The 17,159-nt window shown below is 63.3% G+C and carries 20 protein-coding genes; 4 read left to right on the forward strand and 16 right to left on the reverse strand.

The window, feature by feature from the left end; genetic code table 11:
- Positions 1–10: 10 nt before the first annotated feature.
- The 9 genes from sdhC to KTC28_RS04685 all read right to left on the reverse strand — a co-directional run bounded on the left by sdhC (position 11) and on the right by KTC28_RS04685 (position 7,262).
- Positions 11–391, reverse strand: a complete 381-nt coding sequence (gene sdhC, locus KTC28_RS04645) for a succinate dehydrogenase, cytochrome b556 subunit (protein ID WP_216710054.1) — start codon at positions 389–391, stop codon at positions 11–13.
- 31 nt (positions 392–422) lie between these two features.
- Complete coding sequence (locus KTC28_RS04650) at positions 423–734, reverse strand: DMT family transporter (protein ID WP_216710099.1); 312 nt, start codon at positions 732–734, stop codon at positions 423–425.
- Positions 735–787: 53 nt separating this feature from the next.
- Positions 788–1,738: a CobW family GTP-binding protein gene (locus tag KTC28_RS04655; protein WP_223132289.1), complete on the reverse strand. Its 951-nt coding sequence runs from the start codon at positions 1,736–1,738 to the stop codon at positions 788–790.
- A 15-nt stretch (positions 1,739–1,753) separates the two neighbouring features.
- Positions 1,754–2,065 carry a hypothetical protein gene (locus tag KTC28_RS04660; RefSeq protein ID WP_216710052.1) on the reverse strand — a complete coding sequence of 104 codons (312 nt, stop codon included), beginning with the start codon at positions 2,063–2,065 and terminating at the stop codon, positions 1,754–1,756.
- A gap of 1 nt (position 2,066) precedes the next feature.
- On the reverse strand, positions 2,067–2,945 hold the full coding sequence (locus KTC28_RS04665) for a polysaccharide deacetylase family protein (RefSeq protein ID WP_216710051.1): 879 nt from the start codon (positions 2,943–2,945) through the stop codon (positions 2,067–2,069).
- Positions 2,946–2,955: 10 nt separating this feature from the next.
- Positions 2,956–4,308, reverse strand: a complete 1,353-nt coding sequence (locus KTC28_RS04670; protein WP_216710050.1) for an amidase family protein — start codon at positions 4,306–4,308, stop codon at positions 2,956–2,958.
- 552 nt (positions 4,309–4,860) lie between these two features.
- Positions 4,861–5,832 carry a magnesium and cobalt transport protein CorA gene (locus tag KTC28_RS04675; RefSeq protein WP_216710049.1) on the reverse strand — a complete coding sequence of 324 codons (972 nt, stop codon included), beginning with the start codon at positions 5,830–5,832 and terminating at the stop codon, positions 4,861–4,863.
- Positions 5,833–6,018: 186 nt separating this feature from the next.
- Positions 6,019–6,801 (reverse strand): SDR family NAD(P)-dependent oxidoreductase, encoded by a 783-nt coding sequence (locus KTC28_RS04680; protein ID WP_216710048.1) that lies wholly within the window; start codon positions 6,799–6,801, stop codon positions 6,019–6,021.
- Between the two features lie 2 nt (positions 6,802–6,803).
- On the reverse strand, positions 6,804–7,262 hold the full coding sequence (locus KTC28_RS04685) for an ester cyclase (protein ID WP_216710047.1): 459 nt from the start codon (positions 7,260–7,262) through the stop codon (positions 6,804–6,806).
- Between the two features lie 1,060 nt (positions 7,263–8,322).
- On the opposite strand from KTC28_RS04685, the gene KTC28_RS04690 reads away from it, so the two are divergent.
- A complete protein-coding gene (locus KTC28_RS04690) occupies positions 8,323–8,985 on the forward strand; it encodes a MarC family protein (RefSeq protein WP_216710046.1) in 663 nt (220 codons plus the stop codon).
- Between the two features lie 179 nt (positions 8,986–9,164).
- Here the strand turns inward: KTC28_RS04690 and KTC28_RS04695 are convergent, their stop codons facing one another.
- Positions 9,165–9,701 carry a YkgB family protein gene (locus tag KTC28_RS04695; RefSeq protein ID WP_216710045.1) on the reverse strand — a complete coding sequence of 179 codons (537 nt, stop codon included), beginning with the start codon at positions 9,699–9,701 and terminating at the stop codon, positions 9,165–9,167.
- 576 nt (positions 9,702–10,277) lie between these two features.
- On the opposite strand from KTC28_RS04695, the gene KTC28_RS04700 reads away from it, so the two are divergent.
- Together KTC28_RS04700 and KTC28_RS04705 are read left to right on the forward strand one after the other, a co-directional pair.
- Positions 10,278–11,540, forward strand: a complete 1,263-nt coding sequence (locus tag KTC28_RS04700) for a bifunctional alpha/beta hydrolase/OsmC family protein (protein ID WP_216710044.1) — start codon at positions 10,278–10,280, stop codon at positions 11,538–11,540.
- Positions 11,541–11,875: 335 nt separating this feature from the next.
- Positions 11,876–12,148 carry a hypothetical protein gene (locus KTC28_RS04705; protein ID WP_216710043.1) on the forward strand — a complete coding sequence of 91 codons (273 nt, stop codon included), beginning with the start codon at positions 11,876–11,878 and terminating at the stop codon, positions 12,146–12,148.
- 192 nt (positions 12,149–12,340) lie between these two features.
- Here the strand turns inward: KTC28_RS04705 and KTC28_RS04710 are convergent, their stop codons facing one another.
- The 6 genes from KTC28_RS04710 to KTC28_RS04735 form a co-directional block, all read right to left on the reverse strand.
- Positions 12,341–12,613, reverse strand: coding sequence for a hypothetical protein (locus KTC28_RS04710; protein ID WP_216710042.1), 273 nt, complete (start codon positions 12,611–12,613; stop codon positions 12,341–12,343).
- Positions 12,607–12,759: a hypothetical protein gene (locus tag KTC28_RS04715; protein WP_216710041.1), complete on the reverse strand. Its 153-nt coding sequence runs from the start codon at positions 12,757–12,759 to the stop codon at positions 12,607–12,609. Before KTC28_RS04715 ends, KTC28_RS04710 begins: the two co-directional genes overlap by 7 nt.
- Before the next feature lie 76 nt (positions 12,760–12,835).
- Entirely contained in the window at positions 12,836–13,294 is a 459-nt protein-coding gene (locus KTC28_RS04720) for an ester cyclase (protein WP_216710040.1), read from the reverse strand.
- Positions 13,295–13,391: 97 nt separating this feature from the next.
- Complete coding sequence (locus KTC28_RS04725) at positions 13,392–14,294, reverse strand: Crp/Fnr family transcriptional regulator (protein ID WP_216710039.1); 903 nt, start codon at positions 14,292–14,294, stop codon at positions 13,392–13,394.
- A complete protein-coding gene (locus tag KTC28_RS04730) occupies positions 14,287–14,817 on the reverse strand; it encodes a DUF417 family protein (RefSeq protein ID WP_216710038.1) in 531 nt (176 codons plus the stop codon). The genes KTC28_RS04725 and KTC28_RS04730 overlap by 8 nt, the downstream gene beginning before the upstream one ends.
- 210 nt (positions 14,818–15,027) lie before the next feature.
- Positions 15,028–15,555, reverse strand: coding sequence for a YkgB family protein (locus KTC28_RS04735; protein ID WP_226896257.1), 528 nt, complete (start codon positions 15,553–15,555; stop codon positions 15,028–15,030).
- A gap of 999 nt (positions 15,556–16,554) precedes the next feature.
- On the opposite strand from KTC28_RS04735, the gene KTC28_RS04740 reads away from it, so the two are divergent.
- Entirely contained in the window at positions 16,555–17,109 is a 555-nt protein-coding gene (locus KTC28_RS04740; protein WP_216710036.1) for a VOC family protein, read from the forward strand.
- Positions 17,110–17,159 lie beyond the last annotated feature (50 nt).

Raw genomic sequence — 17,159 nt, forward strand, 5'->3', positions numbered from 1 at the left:
CCGCGCCCATCTATCCGGCAATCACGAAGAGCCAGGAGGCTGCGGTCAGCAGACCGGTCGCCGCCAGAACGGCGTATCCGCTCCGATACGCCGTCCGTAGCTCGAAGCCGAAGCCCGCATCCCAGGCGAGATGCCTGACGCCGTTGGTCAAATGGTAGAAGAACGCAACCGACCAGGCCGCCAGCGCGAGAGTTCCCATTGGGGACGCGATCGCCGTCCGCGTCGCGCGGTATGTCTCACCCCCCGCCCCGATTGCGACCAGCCACCAGACGACCAGGACGGACCCGACCGACAGGACGATGCCCGATGCCCGATGCGCGATCGAGAGCACCGACGTCAGCTGCGGCCTATACCATGTCAGGTGCGGGGAGAGCGGTCGTTCGATCGGCATAGTGAATGGCTTTCGTTGCTGAGCGCGACGATCAGGCGAACTTCAAGGCGATGGTGGCCGCGACGATGACGAGGATCAGTCCGATGCGGATCATGCCTGCAGGCTCCCCGAACCAGATCATCCCGGCAACGACGGTTCCGATCGCACCCGTCCCGGTCCAGATCGCATACGCCGTCCCGAGCGGAATCGAGCGGATCGCGAGCTGCAGAAAAAACAGGCTGCACAACAGGCACGCGAAGAACCCAATCGTTGGAACCAAGTGCCGAAAGTTCTCACTCAGCCGAAACGTGGTCGTGAACGCGACCTCGAAGGCGCTGGCGAATAGAAGGAACACCCAGTTCATGAAGCGCACAGTGTAGGCGGGTCCTCGCGCGGGTGCGGCTAAACCAGTATAGATTAGTCGGTACCGATTGAGCGAAGCAGCCCGAAAGAGCGCATCGAACGCTCGATCGACGTGGGGTCGAGGCCGCGGACGATGAACACCAGCTTCGATCGCCGGTCCATATCCGGCCACGCAGCCAAGTGGGTTGGAACGTGAACCAGCTGCTGCACGCCATGAACCGCGACGGGGCCCACGGCACCCTCGATGTTGAGCAGCCCCTTCACTCGCAGGATGCGGTCGCCGTGGCAGTGGAGCAGCATCGTCAGCCACAACCCGAACAGCGTCCAGTCGAGCGGATGGTCGATGATCAGCGACAGTGAGGCGGCTTGACCATGATGTCCTACCGGGCGGTCGATCGTGGCACATAGAGGACGCCCGTCGGCGAGCAGCGTTTCGGCGTCGAGCTCGTCCGTGGCGGCGACTACAAGTGCTGCATCAGGGTTGATCGCGCGCAGTTCGGCAATGAGTGCCGGAAGGCTTGCCGGCTCGGCGATATCGGTCTTGGTGATCACGAGCCGATCGGCCACGGCAACCTGCACCAAGTTCTCGGGCTGTCGCATCAGCGTGTCGCGTCCGGCAACCGCGTCGACCGTTGTGATCACCGCACCCATCCGAAAATGATGGCGAAGTACCGGGTCGGCGGCGATCGTAGTCATCACCGGCAGCGGGTCGGCCAGCCCGGTCGACTCGATCACCAGTCGCCGAAACGAGGGAACCTCGCCACGGTCGCGGCGCGAATGCAGCGTCCTAATCGCCTGGGACAGCTCTCCTCGGACCGTGCAACACACGCATCCGGACCGGAGCAGCACGACCGTCTCGTCGATGCGCTCCAATAGATGGTGGTCTAGCCCGACCTCGCCGAACTCGTTTATCAGGACCGCGGTGTCGGTAAGCGCTGGATGCCGGAGCAACCGGCCTAGAAGGCTCGTTTTGCCCGAGCCCAGAAACCCGGTCAGCAGGATCACCGGTGTCTTCATGCGTCAAGCAGCGTCGAATGCGTTGGCGAGAGGATCGGCGGGATGCCCGAGCAGCGTCTCCACCACGATCCACAGATGGCCTAACGTATCGACGATCTCGGTCCGTCCTGTGCGGGTCGACAGCAGAAACGCCGCGCCGTTCCAATCGGCGAGCTCGAGTCCGAATGGGCCGAGAATCCGCCGAGCGTGCGCGATCCGCCGCGCTCGTTCGCGACGGCGTTCGACAGGACCCGTGTTGCGGGTGAACGTCCCCGGCCGGTCATGGGCATCCGCCCAATGCTCCGCTCCGCCCAGCACCCCACACAGCGAACACATATTATCTGCGCGGCGAGCGGCGAGCGAAGTCGTCGGCTATCTCATCCATCGTCACGAAGTGCACGCCCGGCCGTGCCGTCATATACTCGTAAAGCCGTTCCAACATCAGCAGTACGTGCGGCCGCCCCGAGACGTCGGGATGGATCGTCATCGGGAACACCGCATAGTCGTATTCGCGATAGACCCAGTCGAACTGGTCGCGCCACATCTGCTCAATGTCGCGAGGATTGACGAAGCCGTGGCTATTCGGCGCTTTTTTTATGAACAGCATCGGCGGCAGGTCGTCCAGACACCAGTTGGCCGGAATTTCGATCAACTCGGTTTCGTGGCCCCGAACAAGCGGCTTCATCCAGTCGGACGGCTGCTTCGAATAGTCGATCTTGGTCCACGTATCGCCGACACGGACGTAATACGGCTGATAGTCGTTGTGCATCAGAGAGTGGTCGTACTTGATCCCACGTTCGAGAAGCAGCTCGTTGGTGACGGTCGAGAACTCCCACCAAGGCGCTGCATAACCGGTGGGCCGCTTACCCGACAACGCCGTGACCAAGTCGATCGACCGATCGAGCACCGCCACCTCCTGCTCACGGGTCATCGCGATCGGATTTTCGTGACTGTAGCCGTGGATACCGATCTCGTGGCCGGCGTCCGCGACCGCCTTCATCTGCTCGGGAAAGGTTTCGATCGAGTGGCCGGGAATGAACCATGTCGTCCTGATCCCCCAACGGTTGAACATCTTCAGGAGACGCAGGCTGCCGACTTCGCCGGCGAACAGACCGCGGGAGATGTCGTCCGGCGAGTCCTCGCCGCCATACGAGCCGAGCCAACCGGCAACTGCATCGACATCGACGCCGAAGCTACACAGGATTTCCTTGGTCATAATCGGGTCCTCAATGATTGAGAGCGGGTCGTATCAATGGCTCGGCGGCAAGCGCGGCGGCGAGCAGGTGATTGTCGCGCCCGGGGCCGCTCGACAGCATGAGCGCGGTCGGGAGCCCTCGCTGGTCGCTGCCGCTCGGGATCGACACACTGCACCAGTCGAGGAAATTGCCCAGGGCCGTGTTGCGCATCGTCCGCATGTTGGTGGCGGCGAATAGAGCGTCGTCGGTCTCGAGCGGAACGAGCAGCGGTGCGACGTGCGGAACGGTGGGGAACGCAAGCAGCGTGCCTCCATCAAACAACGCCTCAAGTTCCGCAGTCAAGCACAGCCGCGCCGCGCGTATCGCCGCCTCGGCCTCCGCATCGATATCCGCGCCACGGATCATACGCGCGAACACCTGCCGGTCGATGCACGCCGCGTCTGTCGCTAACCGGTGCGCATGCAGGCGGTACGCCTCGAGCGTGACGAGCGTGCCATACCGTTCGTTGAGCGCAAGCACCGCGTCGAGGGTCGGAATGGCACGATGCTCGACCTTCGCACCGGCATCGGCGAGACGGACGAGCGCGGCTTCGGCGTTCATCCGAACTGCGGTCTCGGTGCCATCCCATACCGCGTTGGACGGCACGACGATGTGAACCCCTTGGATCGTTCCACGGCGCAGTTCGGGGGCGCGGATCCCTCGCGCGGCGGCGTCGACGACGATGGCGTCCGAGAGCGTGCCGCAGATCACGCCCGCTGTATCGAGCGTCTCCGACAGCGGGAAGCAGCCATCGAGTGGCCAACGCTGACTCGATGGCTTGAAGCCGACGACCCCGTTGAAAGCCGCCGGCACACGTATCGACCCGCTCGTGTCGGTGCCGACCGCGATTGGCACCAGCCCTCGCGCGACTGCGGTGCCGCAGCCCGACGAAGAGCCGCCAGGGACACGCGGCTCGTCGGACCAGGGATTTCGGGGCGTTCCGAAGTGCGGGTTCAACCCGAGCACCGAGAACGCGAACTCCGTGAGATTGAGCTTGCCGACCGTCACTGCACCAGCCTGCGCGAGGCGATGCACAAGCAGCGCGTCCTCCTCGGACGGCGTGTTCCCGAGGGTGTGGGATCCGGCCCGCGTCACCTCGCCCTTGAGATCAAACAGATCCTTCCAGGCGATGGGAACGCCGTCCAACAGTCCGATATCGTGGCCATCTTGATAACGCGTTGCCGATGCAGCCGCCTCGTCGGCGGCACGACGCGCCGTCGTCAGGACGAAGATCGCTTCGTCAGGGGCGCTCGCGATGCCTTCCAAAACCCGGCCCGCGACATCGCGGGGGTCGTCTGATCCGGCGGTGAACCGCGCGATCTGCCGTGCGATGTCGAATTCCATCACGGATGCTCCGATCGGCTGCCGCCGGCGACCGCAAGACTGCTCTCGATGCCACGAAGCAGGCCGACCGACATCAAGCCGACCACGTTGCTGTCTGGTTTGACGTCGACGACATGCTCGACCGACTTCCCGGCGCCGTCCCATCCACGAGAATGATCATCAGACTCTCGCAAAGCACCAGAGCGGCGCGGCCTTCAGGGTTGGAATGGGAGTGCATTCGCCCTTTTTAGCGGTCCCCATCAAATGAGCAGCGAAACCAGTTTAGTTTTTCCAATCGTCCGAGATGGCTACGACCGACGCGTTCGACCGATGTGGACCTACCGGAACATCGCCGGACAATGTCCGAACCAATCGGGTCGGACGCGGACAAGATCCTCGCCGTTCGCCAGAGGAACGATGCACTGATCATCTTGTTCGGGAGCGTTCCGCGATGGCAGACGCAACGGCGGCGGCGCGCGATGACGCATGTCGACCATCGCCGAATTCTTGAAATCCACTCCGAACGGTGGGTCTCGCTGACGTCGAGATGGCCGCGAACGACGATCGCAACCTTCAGAGCCACGTCGCGCGCTTGAAACGTAAATACAGGGTGCCGCAGGCAACCGCCATGCCCGCAAGGACCACGAAGTAGCCGTAGTGCGTCTTCAACTCCGGCATGTAAACGAAATTCATCCCGTAGATACCAGCAACCGCCGTTGGAACGGCCAGTATGGCTGCCCAGGCAGCGAGTTTCCGCGTGATGTCGCCCGTCCGCTGCTGTTCCAGCAGGCTGCTGATCTCGAACACCGAAGTAAGGACCTCCCGTAGGCCGTCGACGGTCGCCAGGATGTGTCCGATGTGATCCAAGACATCGCGGAAGTAGGGGCGCACGGTCGGGTCGAGACAAGGCAAGTCGAGACTGACGAGTTTGCTCGCGATCTCGCCCATCGACCGCAGGACGCGGCTTAGGCGCGTGAGGTCGTGCCGCATGTCGAAGATGCGCAGCACATCGCGACGCTCGAGGAAACTGTCGAGCGTCCGCCGCTCCATCGCAATCACCTCCTCTTCCAGCATTTCGACCAGAGGCAGGTAGTCATCGACGATCGAGTCGAGAATCGCGTGGACGACATAGTGGACACCGTGGACGAGGAGCGAAGGTGCCGCCTCCAGGTGATCACGAACTCCGACCTGATCCTCGGTCAGTGCTCCGAGACGAACAGTTATGACATGACTGTGGCCGACGAATACCGCCGTCTCGCTGTAGTAGACCCGCCTGTCGTTAAGACCGGCGGCACAAGCGATGACGAACAGCTGATCGCCGTATACGTTTAGTTTCGGTGACTGGTGCGCTTTCAGGGCGTCGGCGACTGAAAGCGGATGGAGCCCGTAGCGAGCCGCAAGCGTCTGCATCTCGTGAGGGCTAGGGTCGGCGACGTCGATCCAGACAAAGCTGGAGCGATCGTCGGGGTAGTCGATCGTCTCGTCCAGCATGACCGAGCGCCCACGCGCGCCTCCTTGATACAGGCCCGCTGAAACGATCGCCACTCGGGAAACTCCTTGCCGGACATGCCGACGAACGAAATCGCGCGACACCTCTTCGTGCGCTCGATGCCATGCAGCCGACTGTCGGATTTTGGGCCGCCGCCGACGCAGCGGTCCTCCAGTCCGAAGATATCCGGCTGACAGCCAAACACTGCTTTCTTCATGACCGCGCCACGCCGCATGTGTGCCTCAGGCGTGGACGGCGCCTCGATCGACCTGAATGGACTGCCCGGTGATGCTCGCCGACAGATCGCTTGCCAGGAACAGAAAGGCGCCAGTTACGTCGGCCGGCTCGATGAACCCCGGCAGCGACTGTTGCGCAGTAATGCCGTCGAGGATCGAGTCCCTTGTCTGCCCGGTGGCCTCGACGAGGTGATCGAGCGAACGCAGCGCCGCCTCCGTGCGGACCCACCCGGGCGCCACCGCATTGACGCGAATGCCGCGCGGACCGAGTTCCTTGGCCCAGGTCCGCACAAGGCCGAGCGTAGCGTGCTTGGACGCGGCGTAGGCTGAGAACCCCGGCTCGGCGGTTCGCGACCAGATCGACGCGGTGCAGATTATCGACGCGCCGCGTGGCATGCGAGGCAGCAAAGCCTGCGTGATCGACCAGGTGCCGACAATATTTATCCGACTGATCCGCTCGACGAGTGCCAGGGTTTCGGGCGACGGGTCGGCGATCCAGGTGAGGCCCTCGAGCCCGGCGTTGTTGACCAGGATGTCGGGCGCCGGGACCTCGATCGCGAACCTCTCGACCGCGGCGCGGTCGGTGATGTCGCAACGATGACCGGTGACCCGCCCGCCCGTGGGTGACCGCATCCGGAGGGCCGCCTGGTCCACATCGTCGCTTTCAGCGACGATGTGGACCTTCGCTCCGGCGTCGGCGAAAGCCTTCGCAATCGCGTAGCCGATGCCCCGGCTTGCACCCGTGACAACGGCGGTCCGTCCCGACAGGTCGATGATCGGGATGGCCATGCTCAGCCCACCTTCGTCAAGACGCCGGCGATATCCGAGTTGCCGAGCGGCAGCACGCCGAGCTGGAAGAACAGCCCAAGCGTGTCTTCGTGATAGACGTACTCGACGACCTTGCCGGCTCTGAACCGGAATATCTCGGCACCGTAGATGTCGACGGCGCGCCCCGTGCCGGGTATTCCGTAAAAGTCGCCCGTGTGGGTGCCCTGCAGCCGGAAGCGACTCGCGACCTGGTCCCCTTCAGCGATCAGCTCGACGACGTCCTCACGGATATCGGGAAAGGCCGTGCGCCAGAAACGGACAAGCGTCTTGAACCCCTCACGCCCGGTCGGCCATCCGGGCAGGAAATGGCCATGCTTCACGTCGGATGCGAAGATCTCGTCCACGCTGTCCATATCGCCTTGGTTCCAACAGCTGGCGTAGATTCGCTTAACAGTGGCCTTATCGCGGTCTTGATCGGTCATCGAGGCTCTCCCGGGTTGAGGTTGCAGGACATGTTTCGAGGGAACCGGGTAACGGACGGGTGCCTCCGCCCAACCGAGGCCGCCCTGCGAAGTTCTCCATCATCGACTCTCGCGTTATGCGGGCAATTCGCAACGGCGTTAGCGTGCCGATCGAATGGTCCATCGACCGCCCCAGACAGGGTTGCGACGCACTTAGATCTCCCGGCAGCAGGAAGGTCTTGATCTGCCATCTGCCATCTGCCGTCGGGCAGGTCGCGATAGCGGATCGCCATCCCTTCCTTGACGGCGAACACCGAGCCGGGTGCATCGCCTTCGCTCGCCACGTCGATATCCGCTGCGAAGCATTCCTCGCCGGTCGTAAGCGTTTCCAGAAAATCCCGGTCGGATCGCGACAGCTTAGTGGAGTTCGACAGCTTGCGAGCCAGCGGATTGACAGCATCGTGCCGCGGCCACCCTCCATCGACTGCCCACAAGGCCGAAGACTGGCCACGAAGTCCTCCCTCGGCGAGTTCTAACGCCATTTGCGAAGTTGTTCCACCTGCCACGAAGCAACTAGACCGGTCCACCAGCGTTAAAACGCCATCCTGCTCGTCTTCTGTTCGACGCTCGTTTAAATATCCTACTACCGGGCGAGAACCCTTCTAAAACTGTGTGACGGGTGATTACAGCGCAGGAAACGCCAATTAGTGCTGCAAAAGGTGCGTTTCAGACGAGACTGCTGTCGTCTGCCTGAAGGAAATTCGTTGCCCACCGGGCATGGGATCCGTATCAGCGGGCTGCAGTGTCGGCAGGGACGCCACCTTGGCTGCCCTGAAGGTTGCGGACATCGGCGGATCTGGTCCGGAGCGCCGAACGCCGTGGCAAGCCCCAAATTTGTCGCCGTAAGATGTCCGACATCGGATGACCGGGGACGGACCTGCTTGACGATGGCGTCTCGGTCGACCCTGGGACTATGTCCGGCGAATGCAGGAAGCTGGCACCGAGGCTGACGAAGCATGACTGATTACGAACCTCGCGATGAGCTGAAGGCTCAGAGCCGATGAACGCAGATCCTCTGCCTTTGACCAGTTGGATCGGTGCCTTCCTCCTGGCCTTTCCCGCGTTGTTCTCGATCGTTAATCCGTTGGGCTCGGCGCTCATCTTTAACGACGTGACTGCGGACCGGTCGCAAGCCGAGCGGCATCATCTCGCCACCCGGATCGCGCTCTACTCGGCAGCCGTCCTGCTCGGGTCTCTGTGGCTCGGGGGCTACCTCCTCGCTTTCTTCGGCGTAAGCCTCGGAGCGTTGCGGATCGCGGGCGGCCTCGTCGTCGCCGTCCGGGCCTGGGAACTGCTCATGCAGCCTCAGGAGCACGAAACACGCAAGGCCGATGCCGCCGCGAGCGCGCAGGACTGCTTGGACGATGTCGCCTTTTTTCCGCTGACGATGCCGTTCACCACCGGACCGGGCTCGATCGCGGTGGCGATCGCACTGTCTTCACAACGGCCTGCCGAAGGGGTCGGCACTCTCTCCTTCTTCGGCGGGGTGAGCGCGGCGGCACTGTGCATCGCCGCCCTGATATGGCTCTGTTACCGCTGGTCGGACCGCGTGGGGCGGATCCTCGGCCCCAGCGGTGCAAGGGTCGTCTCTCGTCTCGTCGCCTTCCTGCTGCTCAGCGTCGGGGTGCAGATCATCGTCACGGGCGTGGAGAGCCTCGTTCCAATCATGATGAGAGTCACGTGATCCCCGACCCGGTACGGGATCATGATGTCGCAACGCACGCGAACAGTGCAGACCCTCGGACGACTCGCGGATCATCCCCTTCTCCGCCGCACGCGTCTTTGAGACGAGTCAAGCAGGGACGCATCGGGTATTCGGACCGCACGCCCCCGGGGGGGCAAGGGCGCGCGGTCCGGCGGTTGTCAGCGCAGGCGCTGACGACTGCTAGCTTCCACCAAAGAACGGCCGGCCAACCAGAGGCAAGCCGCGAAGAGCACGATGTCCTTAACGAGGAACGACCCCGGTGCCGTGGACAGGTTCAGCGTGCCCTCATGGCCCGCCGCGATCACGCCGGGGGTGGTGAACATGCAACTTAAGGTGAGGATGAAGGACCAGGCACCCATCGCCCCGCCTAGAACCGAGGCACGGGGGTCGACGAAACGGGCTGCGATCAGCAGGCCCGTGACGATCTCGAATACGCCCAGGAACCTGGCACCGCCCTGTACGCCGAATAGCGCGTAGAGCCACGAGATCAGCGGATTATTGGAGATTATCGGTTCGAGCCCCGCCGCTTCGAAGGGTGTGAACTTCATGCCGCCGAACCAGAGGAAGATGATCGTAAGAGCGATCGTGATCGTCCAGCCTCCGGCCCTTTCGATCGTGGCACCGAGGCCGATGACGGCCCTCTCACTTCCGGGATCGGTCTGGGCCGCGGGTGCACCGTATTTGGTCGTGTCCATGGCGTGTTCCTCTGTGCTGCATGGTGCGGGGGCTCGACGCGGCGTTGATGCCCGACGACGGGACGGCGCCGCTCGAAACCAGGTCCGGACGTTCGGTCGGCGGGGAAAACTGCGGTAGCCCGCCGCGCCGGCGGTTCGTGCCGATCGCCGTAACGAACGGGATCCGTTCGGGCGGCCTGGGAACCAGGCGCGTAAAGTGCATGGCCGATTCGATCACCATCATAAACAAAACACCTGCGGGAATCGTCATCGAGGTCGTTTCGACCGCAACGGCAGACTTTCAGGGTCGAACATCCCGGTGCCTCAAGCATTCGGTGCAAGGACCTCGGCCTCTCGATCCAGTACTTCGGTATCATGGCGAGGATGGGCTTGATCACGCAAAGCGTGCCAGGCGAAATTACGAAGCAGGATAGGCTCGAAAATGCCCGCAAAGCGCTAGATCGACGTGGAATCAATGCTTTAATCCGGTGCCGAAGGATTTCCGACAGCCGCCGCCGCATGTAGGAATGGAGTCGCGCATGGATTGAAGGCGCGCCCACCGCCGGTCGGCGGACAGTAGCGGAGCGCGTTCAGACCGTGGCCAGCACCGAGTTCGCCTTTACGAACGACGCCGGCATCGCGCTTGCTGGGATCCTCGAAACCGGAAACGTGCCCGTCCGTGCATATGCCGTCTTCGCGCATTGCTTTACCTGCGACAAGACCTCGCTCGCGGCGGTTAAGGTGAGCCGCAGGCTGGCGCAGGACGGGATCGGCGTCCTGCGTTTCGACTTCACCGGTCTTGGCGAAAGCGAGGGTGAATTCGGACGCGGGTTGTCGGGCGACGTCAAAGACATCGTCTCCGCCGTCGCGGCTATGGCGGGCGCAGGGATGGCACCTCAGCTTCTTATCGGTCACAGTTTCGGGGGAGCGGCGGTACTTGCGGCGGCTGGGGCGCTCGGGGACGTGAAGGCGGTCGCGGTCATCGGCGCTCCCTTCGACGCCCGGCACATCCTCACCCATCTCGGCGACGCCCTGATCGACGTCTCGGGCGACGATCGCATCCCCGTCTCCATAGGTGGAAGGGAGTTCCTCCTCGGCTCCGACTTCGTCGACGACATCCGAGCGCAGCGTCAGCACAGCCGTATCGCCGAGCTCGGCCGAGCCCTGCTGATCCTGCACTCGCCGCTGGACGAGGTCGTCTCGATCACGAACGCTTCCGAAATCTTCCAGGCGGCGCGTCACCCGAAGAGCTTCGTCTCGCTCGATCACGCCGATCATCTGCTCCGACAGGGAAGGGACGCCGTCTACGCCGCAGAGGTGATCGGGGCGTGGTCGCGCCGCTATCTCGACATCGCGGTGACCCAACCGGTGCCCCCCGTTCGTGGTCTACGCGTCGAGGAAACCGGCATTGGCAAGTTCCAGGTGAGGGTCGTCAGTCGTTCCGGAAGTTTCCTCGTCGACGAGCCGACGAGCGTCGGAGGGCTGGCGTCGGGACCGTCACCCTACGACCTGATCGCGGCCGGTCTCGGGGCGTGCACGGCGATGACGTGCCGGATGTATGCGGATCGCAAAGGTTGGCCCCTGGAACGGACGATCGTCGAAGTGGGGCATACCGGCAGAACCGTCACGTCGCGAGAGACTTTCACACGCAGGCTTGGATTCGAGGGTCGCATCGACGCGGCGCAGGAAGAACTTCTGCTTGAAATTGCCGATCGCTGTCCCGTCCACCGGACGCTTACCGAGGGAGCGGTGGTGGAGACGAGTCGGATCGTTGGCGAGCGCGACGATGGAGCACCGGACATTCCCGACGATCACGCCCGGCAGGTCGCGGAGGCCTGCACCGATGCCGACACACAGTGAGAGCCCGACGACCCTGCCGTCCGCGGGCAGCGATGCCAAGCGGACGATGCTTGGAGCAGGTTCTCAATTCGTTCCACGCCTCTTTGAAGGTCCGCGGAGCCCCATCTCCATACGTCCAGCGGCCTGGTGCGGGCCACGACCGGACGTCTGCGCAGCCAGCGGGCCCGGCACGGCGGCGGCCTTGGCCGTCGTTCGGCGACCTCCCCTTCGACGATGGACGCGATCGTCTGTCGGCGGTCCCGTCCATCGTCGGCTGGTCAACGCCGTCCGGACCGGACGGCCCGAACGATTTTCAAGGGGTGTGCCGGCCGATTTGGTGAAAAGGAGATCAACTCATGGACGAGAGCACCAGCGAAGACATCGGCGGCGATCCGCCACGCACTCACCCGAAGGCGCCAGAGCCCTGGAAGCCGATGTCGCCGCAATCCAACCTGGAGGGCAGTCTCCAGCGGGAGGATGCCCGTCGCTACGGTGACGACGAGTTTGACAGCCGCGTGAACATCATAGCGGGAGACAGGGTCCCGAAACACACCCCCGAAGCGGATCGCGCACGGGTGGCGCGCGAGCGTGGACGGCCACCGACCGTTCCCAGAGAACCAGACCGATGATCGTGTGCGGTTCGATCGTCCCGCCCGCGTGATCATGCAGCGCCGGCGTCGGCGGCGACGAGTCCGGGCTCGGCGGGTCCGTCCTGCAGCTCTCTGACCGCAGGGCGTAGACCCGAATGGGGCTGGCCCGGACACTCCTGATTGAGGATACTGTTCGTCTGCCTGACGTCGCCCTGTCAGGTGCCATGCCGGTCACCTGGCGGTGTCGTCCGGTACCGGTTTGCCAATACGTTCGCCCACCATCTTCTCTTGGGAAACGGAAACCATGGCCACGATCCCGATCATCAGCTGATCTCCGGCAGTGCGGCTGCGGCCGAGCACGGGACGTTCCTCGGCAGGATGGTCAAAACCGGCATCGTCACCCGTGATCACGATCGATGCATGGCAGGCCTGTAGCGCCTCGGTGTCGGCCCTTGGCGGGTCTTCACCTTCAGCCCGGAGAACACGACTGATCAAACCTACCACGGGATGCCGCAACCTTTCGGCGCCTGATGCACGTCCGCGTCGGCGACGGCGACGGCGACGGCGACCGCGACCGCATAGCAGATTCCCCGGCTGCCGCCCGTGACGATGGCGGTCCTTCCGGACAGCTCGACGGATGGCTTGGACATGTCACTGGTTGCTTACGGCCCTATGCGGGCCGGATCGGGTTCGAAGAAAGGAGAAAGGCCGGTATAGCCCGACTGCCTACGCTGCTCTGGTCAGGACACCAGCTATGTCGGAGTTGCCAAGTGGAAGGACGCCGAGCTGGAAGAACAAGCCGAGCGTGTCCTCATGGTACACGTACTCGACGACCATGCCGTCTTTGAACCGGAAGATTTCCGCGCCGTATATGTCCACCGTGCGCCCGGTTCCGGGAATGCCGTAGAAGTCGCCCTGGTGGGTACCCTGCAACCGAAAACGACTGGCGACCTGATTGCCTTCGGAAAGAATCTCCACGACGTCTTCGCGGATGTCCGGAAAGGCGTTGCGCCAGAACTGCACGAGCGCCTTGAAACCCTCCCGACCCTTCGGCCAGCCCGGTAGGAAGTGACCGTGCTCGACGTCGACCGCGAAAATGTCGTCGATGCTCGCCATGTCGCCCATGTTCCAGCAGTTCGCGTAGATGCGTCGGACGGTCTCCTTTTGGCGATCCTGGTCGGTCATGCTGCTTCTCCTAAGCCGCGGATGCGGCCATTCTCGTTTGAAACCGTGCTTTTCCGCTCGCATCGACTGCTTACGTCGATTCGACGGCTAGCATTGCTTAACTGGTTTGCCTCGCCGACCGGGCGACCGGGGCACCCGGAGATGCGTGTCCGATGCTCGCGCGTGCAGCAGATGGCTCGCGTCTCTCGAGTTCGTCGCAATATCGAACCACGTCGGCGGTCGCACCGCGTAGTTGCAGATAGCTCTGATCGAAGCAGGCGATGCCTTGAAGACCCTGGACATCCAGAAGATGGACGACCCGTCGCTCCATCGAGATCAGACCGCGTAATCGATACTCCTTCAGGATGCGGTTCACGTGGACAGGAGTGATCCCGAGAGTGTCACCGAGTTGGGTCTGGGTCAGCGGGAACTGGAACCGCCCTCCTTCCGCGAGGCCGATCGCCGCGTTGCGCCAGAGCAGCTCGCAAAACAGATAGGCGATGCGTGCTCGGGCGTCGCGGCGCCCGAGCGAGACGATACGCTCGCGCAGCATCGCCTCCTCCTGCATCGAACTCCACCAGAGCGCTGCGGAGATACGCGGTCGGCGCGCATAGGTCTCCATCATACCGTCCCGGGAGATCGGCGAGATCCGGACGGGGGTCAGGGTGCCGATCGAATGATCCATGGAACGCAGCAAGAACGCGTGTGAATAGCACAAATCCCCGGGAAGGAGGAACGTCATGATCTGCCGTCCTCCGTCGGGCAGCATGCGATAACGGATCGCCATGCCCTCCTTCATCATGAACACCGATCGCGGCACGTCGCCCTCGCCCGCGATGTCGACATGAGCCGGAAAGCATTCCTCCGGCCCCGTGAGTGCGTCTAGAACATCGTGGTCAGATTGCGTCAGCTGCGCGAACTGCGACAGCTTGCGGATCAGCGGGTTGGAGTCCTCCGGTCGGGGGGGGCTTGCGGGCAGAGTCCGCAAAGCGTCCGACCGCACTGCCAGTGCTTCAGTCATCGACCGGCTCCGCCGCCGGCCGCGGCCCGTAAACCCACGCGGGCGCGGCACGCCTACTGTCCGCGCCGCGCTGGGCCAGACTGATCGAGAGCATCAGCACCGACGTGGCCAATAGGACGATGTCCTTGAGGAGGAAAAGGCCGTCTGCCGACATCACCGGGGCGGCGTCGGGAGCGAACACGCCTGGAGTGGTCAGGAGGAAGCTAAGCGTAGTGAGGAAGGTCAGGCAGGACCCGGCAGCGCCGGCCAATGCGAACTTTGATCCAGCCCGCCAGAATCCGACCGCGAGCAGGGCGCCGAAGGTGAGTTCGGAGGCGCCGACCACCATACTGGCACCCTCGACGCCCAGAACGTTGAGCCATGAGGTTAACGGGCTGTTGCTCACAAGCGGCGCAATGCCTCTAGCTTCGATCGGCGAGAACTTCTGTAGGCCGAACACGATGAACACCGTGACGAGAGCGCTCCGCAGCAGGTGCTCGGCGAAGCGCTTGAAGGGTGACGAGGGTACTACGACATTCGGCATTATGATCGTTCCTTCGTCGACGGATCGAATGCGGTTCGACGGGTTCCGAACCTCCTTGCCGCCAGCCCGGGCCCGGCTATTGCAGCCAGACGTGAATAGCGCCGGCGGTTCCTCGGAAGCCGCCGTCTAGGACTGGAGGGGCGCCGAAGGCAGCGAGCCTGGATTTTCGGACCGCGTGCCGAGGGGAAGGGGCACGCGGTCCGGCGACCGTCAGCGCGAGCGCCGACGCGCGCTAGCTTCGACAAGCGACTGGCCAAGCAACCAGAGACATGCCGCGAAGAGGCCGATGTCCTTGAGCAGGAAGGCACCGGGCGCCGTCGAGAGTTCGAGCGTTCCTTCGTGCCCCATGGCGATGACACCTGGCGTGGTGAAGAAGCAGCTCATGGTGAGGACGAACGACCAAGCGCCCATGGCTCCACCCAATGCGGACGCCCGCGGGTCCACGACGCGCGCTGCGATCAAAAGGGCCGTAGTGATTTCGAATACGCCAAGGAACTTCGCGCCACCGTGCACCCCGAATAGGTCGTACAGCCAAGATATCAGAGGGTTGTTGGAGATGATCGGGACCAGCCCCTCTGCCTCGAACGGCACGAACTTCAAGCTGCCGAACCATAAGAAGATGATCGCGAGCGTGACGGTGATCGTCCACCCCCCGACCCTCGCGATCGTCGCGCCCAGAACAGGCGAGTCCATCTGACGCTTCGGATCCTCAATCGTGGCGGCACCGGGGCTGATCATGGTCAAGACGTTCTCCTATGAAATTCGCCGTCGGCGCGGTGTCCGGCCCGATGGTCAAGCGATCAGGAAAGGGCCTGGCAGAAGTGCGGACGCCGCCCGAGACGGCCGCACCGACCGGAGTGAAACGGTTGTAAAGTCGGATCGGACGGACCGTGAAGTTGCGACCCCGCGCCGGCAGCAGGCGTCAATGCTTTAGCGGTACCTCGAAGTCGGTCGACGCCCGAACCGCCCGATACCCGTTCCGTGCTCGCGACTGCAGCGGCGCCCGGAGCCGTGAAGTGGCCCTCGAAACTTCGCCTGGGCCTCGTCGTTCCTACTGACATCATCCGAACCTCTCGACATCGAGATTTCCGCCTCTCAGTGATTTCGCCGAACACGGCACTCGCTGAGCGATTTCATGCAGTCGGTACCATACCGGTTGGCTGATCAGGCGCGGAAAGGGCGATGCAGATGATTACGGCGCAGGATACGCTCCATATCGCCGGCAATGGGCGAAGTCGTAACCAGCGCCGGCGACGGGCTCGAAGAAGCGCCGTCCGGCCGCCAAGGGCGCCGACGATGGCGAGGCTGCGAGTCGACCGTCGGCAGCCAGCTGACAACGCGCTTTGCTCATCGTCATCGACATGACTTAGCTCAAAGGCAACCGGTGGTCCTCAGGGTTGGCGGACGTCCCGTTGCGGGCGGATCGATCTCACGGGTCCGCCTGACCGGATTCGTTCACTCCCCGGGCGATAGGCACTCGGCTGGTTCGCGCGGACCGCAGGCAGCGGGGTGACGTACGATAGGCGCACATACGATCCCGGCGGCGATTGCGAAGGGCAGGCCCTGCAATCGGCCGACGCTGCTTAACTGGTTAAGCCTGGAAGATTGCGATCGCTGATAATGCTTTTCAGCAAGTGGAAGGCGCGACCTGAATTTCGCAGATCGGTCGTGAGATCAGTCGATCCAACGGCGGTGCCGACCTGCCTTCCGCCTTTCACCCGTTAGGAAGCCGATCCGATGGCGCACGATCCTCGAGAACAGGCAGATCCTGCAATGCCCAGAATACAGACAGGAGTGACGTCCTTCCTGGGCAGGATGGTCGAGACGTGCATCGTCACCCGGGACCATCGTCGCACAATGGAGGGCCTTTGCCGGCTCGGCATAGGCCCATGGCGGATCTTCACGTTCAGTCCCGAGAACACGGCCAATCAGACGTACCGTGGCCGACCAGCCGAATTCGTTCTTACGGTCTGCTTCGCCGAGGTCGGCGACATGATCTGGGAACTTATAGAGCCAGTTTCCGGCGACACGATCTTCAGGGACCACCTCGACTGGCACGGTGAGGGTGTTCATCACACGGCTCATGACTGCAACAACATCCCGTTCGAGGCCCGACTGGAGGAGTTCGCCCGGAGGGGCTTCAAGCTGATTCAATCCGGCAGCTGGATGGGCCGAAACCATTTCGCGTTCTTCGGAACCGAGGACGCGACGACAACGTGCTTCGAGACCTACGTCTTCCCCGACGACTGGGCCTATCCCGAACCCGACAGCTGGTACCCGGCGAAACCCTAGCCGAACCGGTGCCGGGATCGGGCGCTTGCGGTCCGCTCAAAGCTCGAGGA

It is taken from the genome of Polymorphobacter megasporae, from assembly GCF_018982885.2.
GTDB lineage: Bacteria > Pseudomonadota > Alphaproteobacteria > Sphingomonadales > Sphingomonadaceae > Polymorphobacter_B > Polymorphobacter_B megasporae.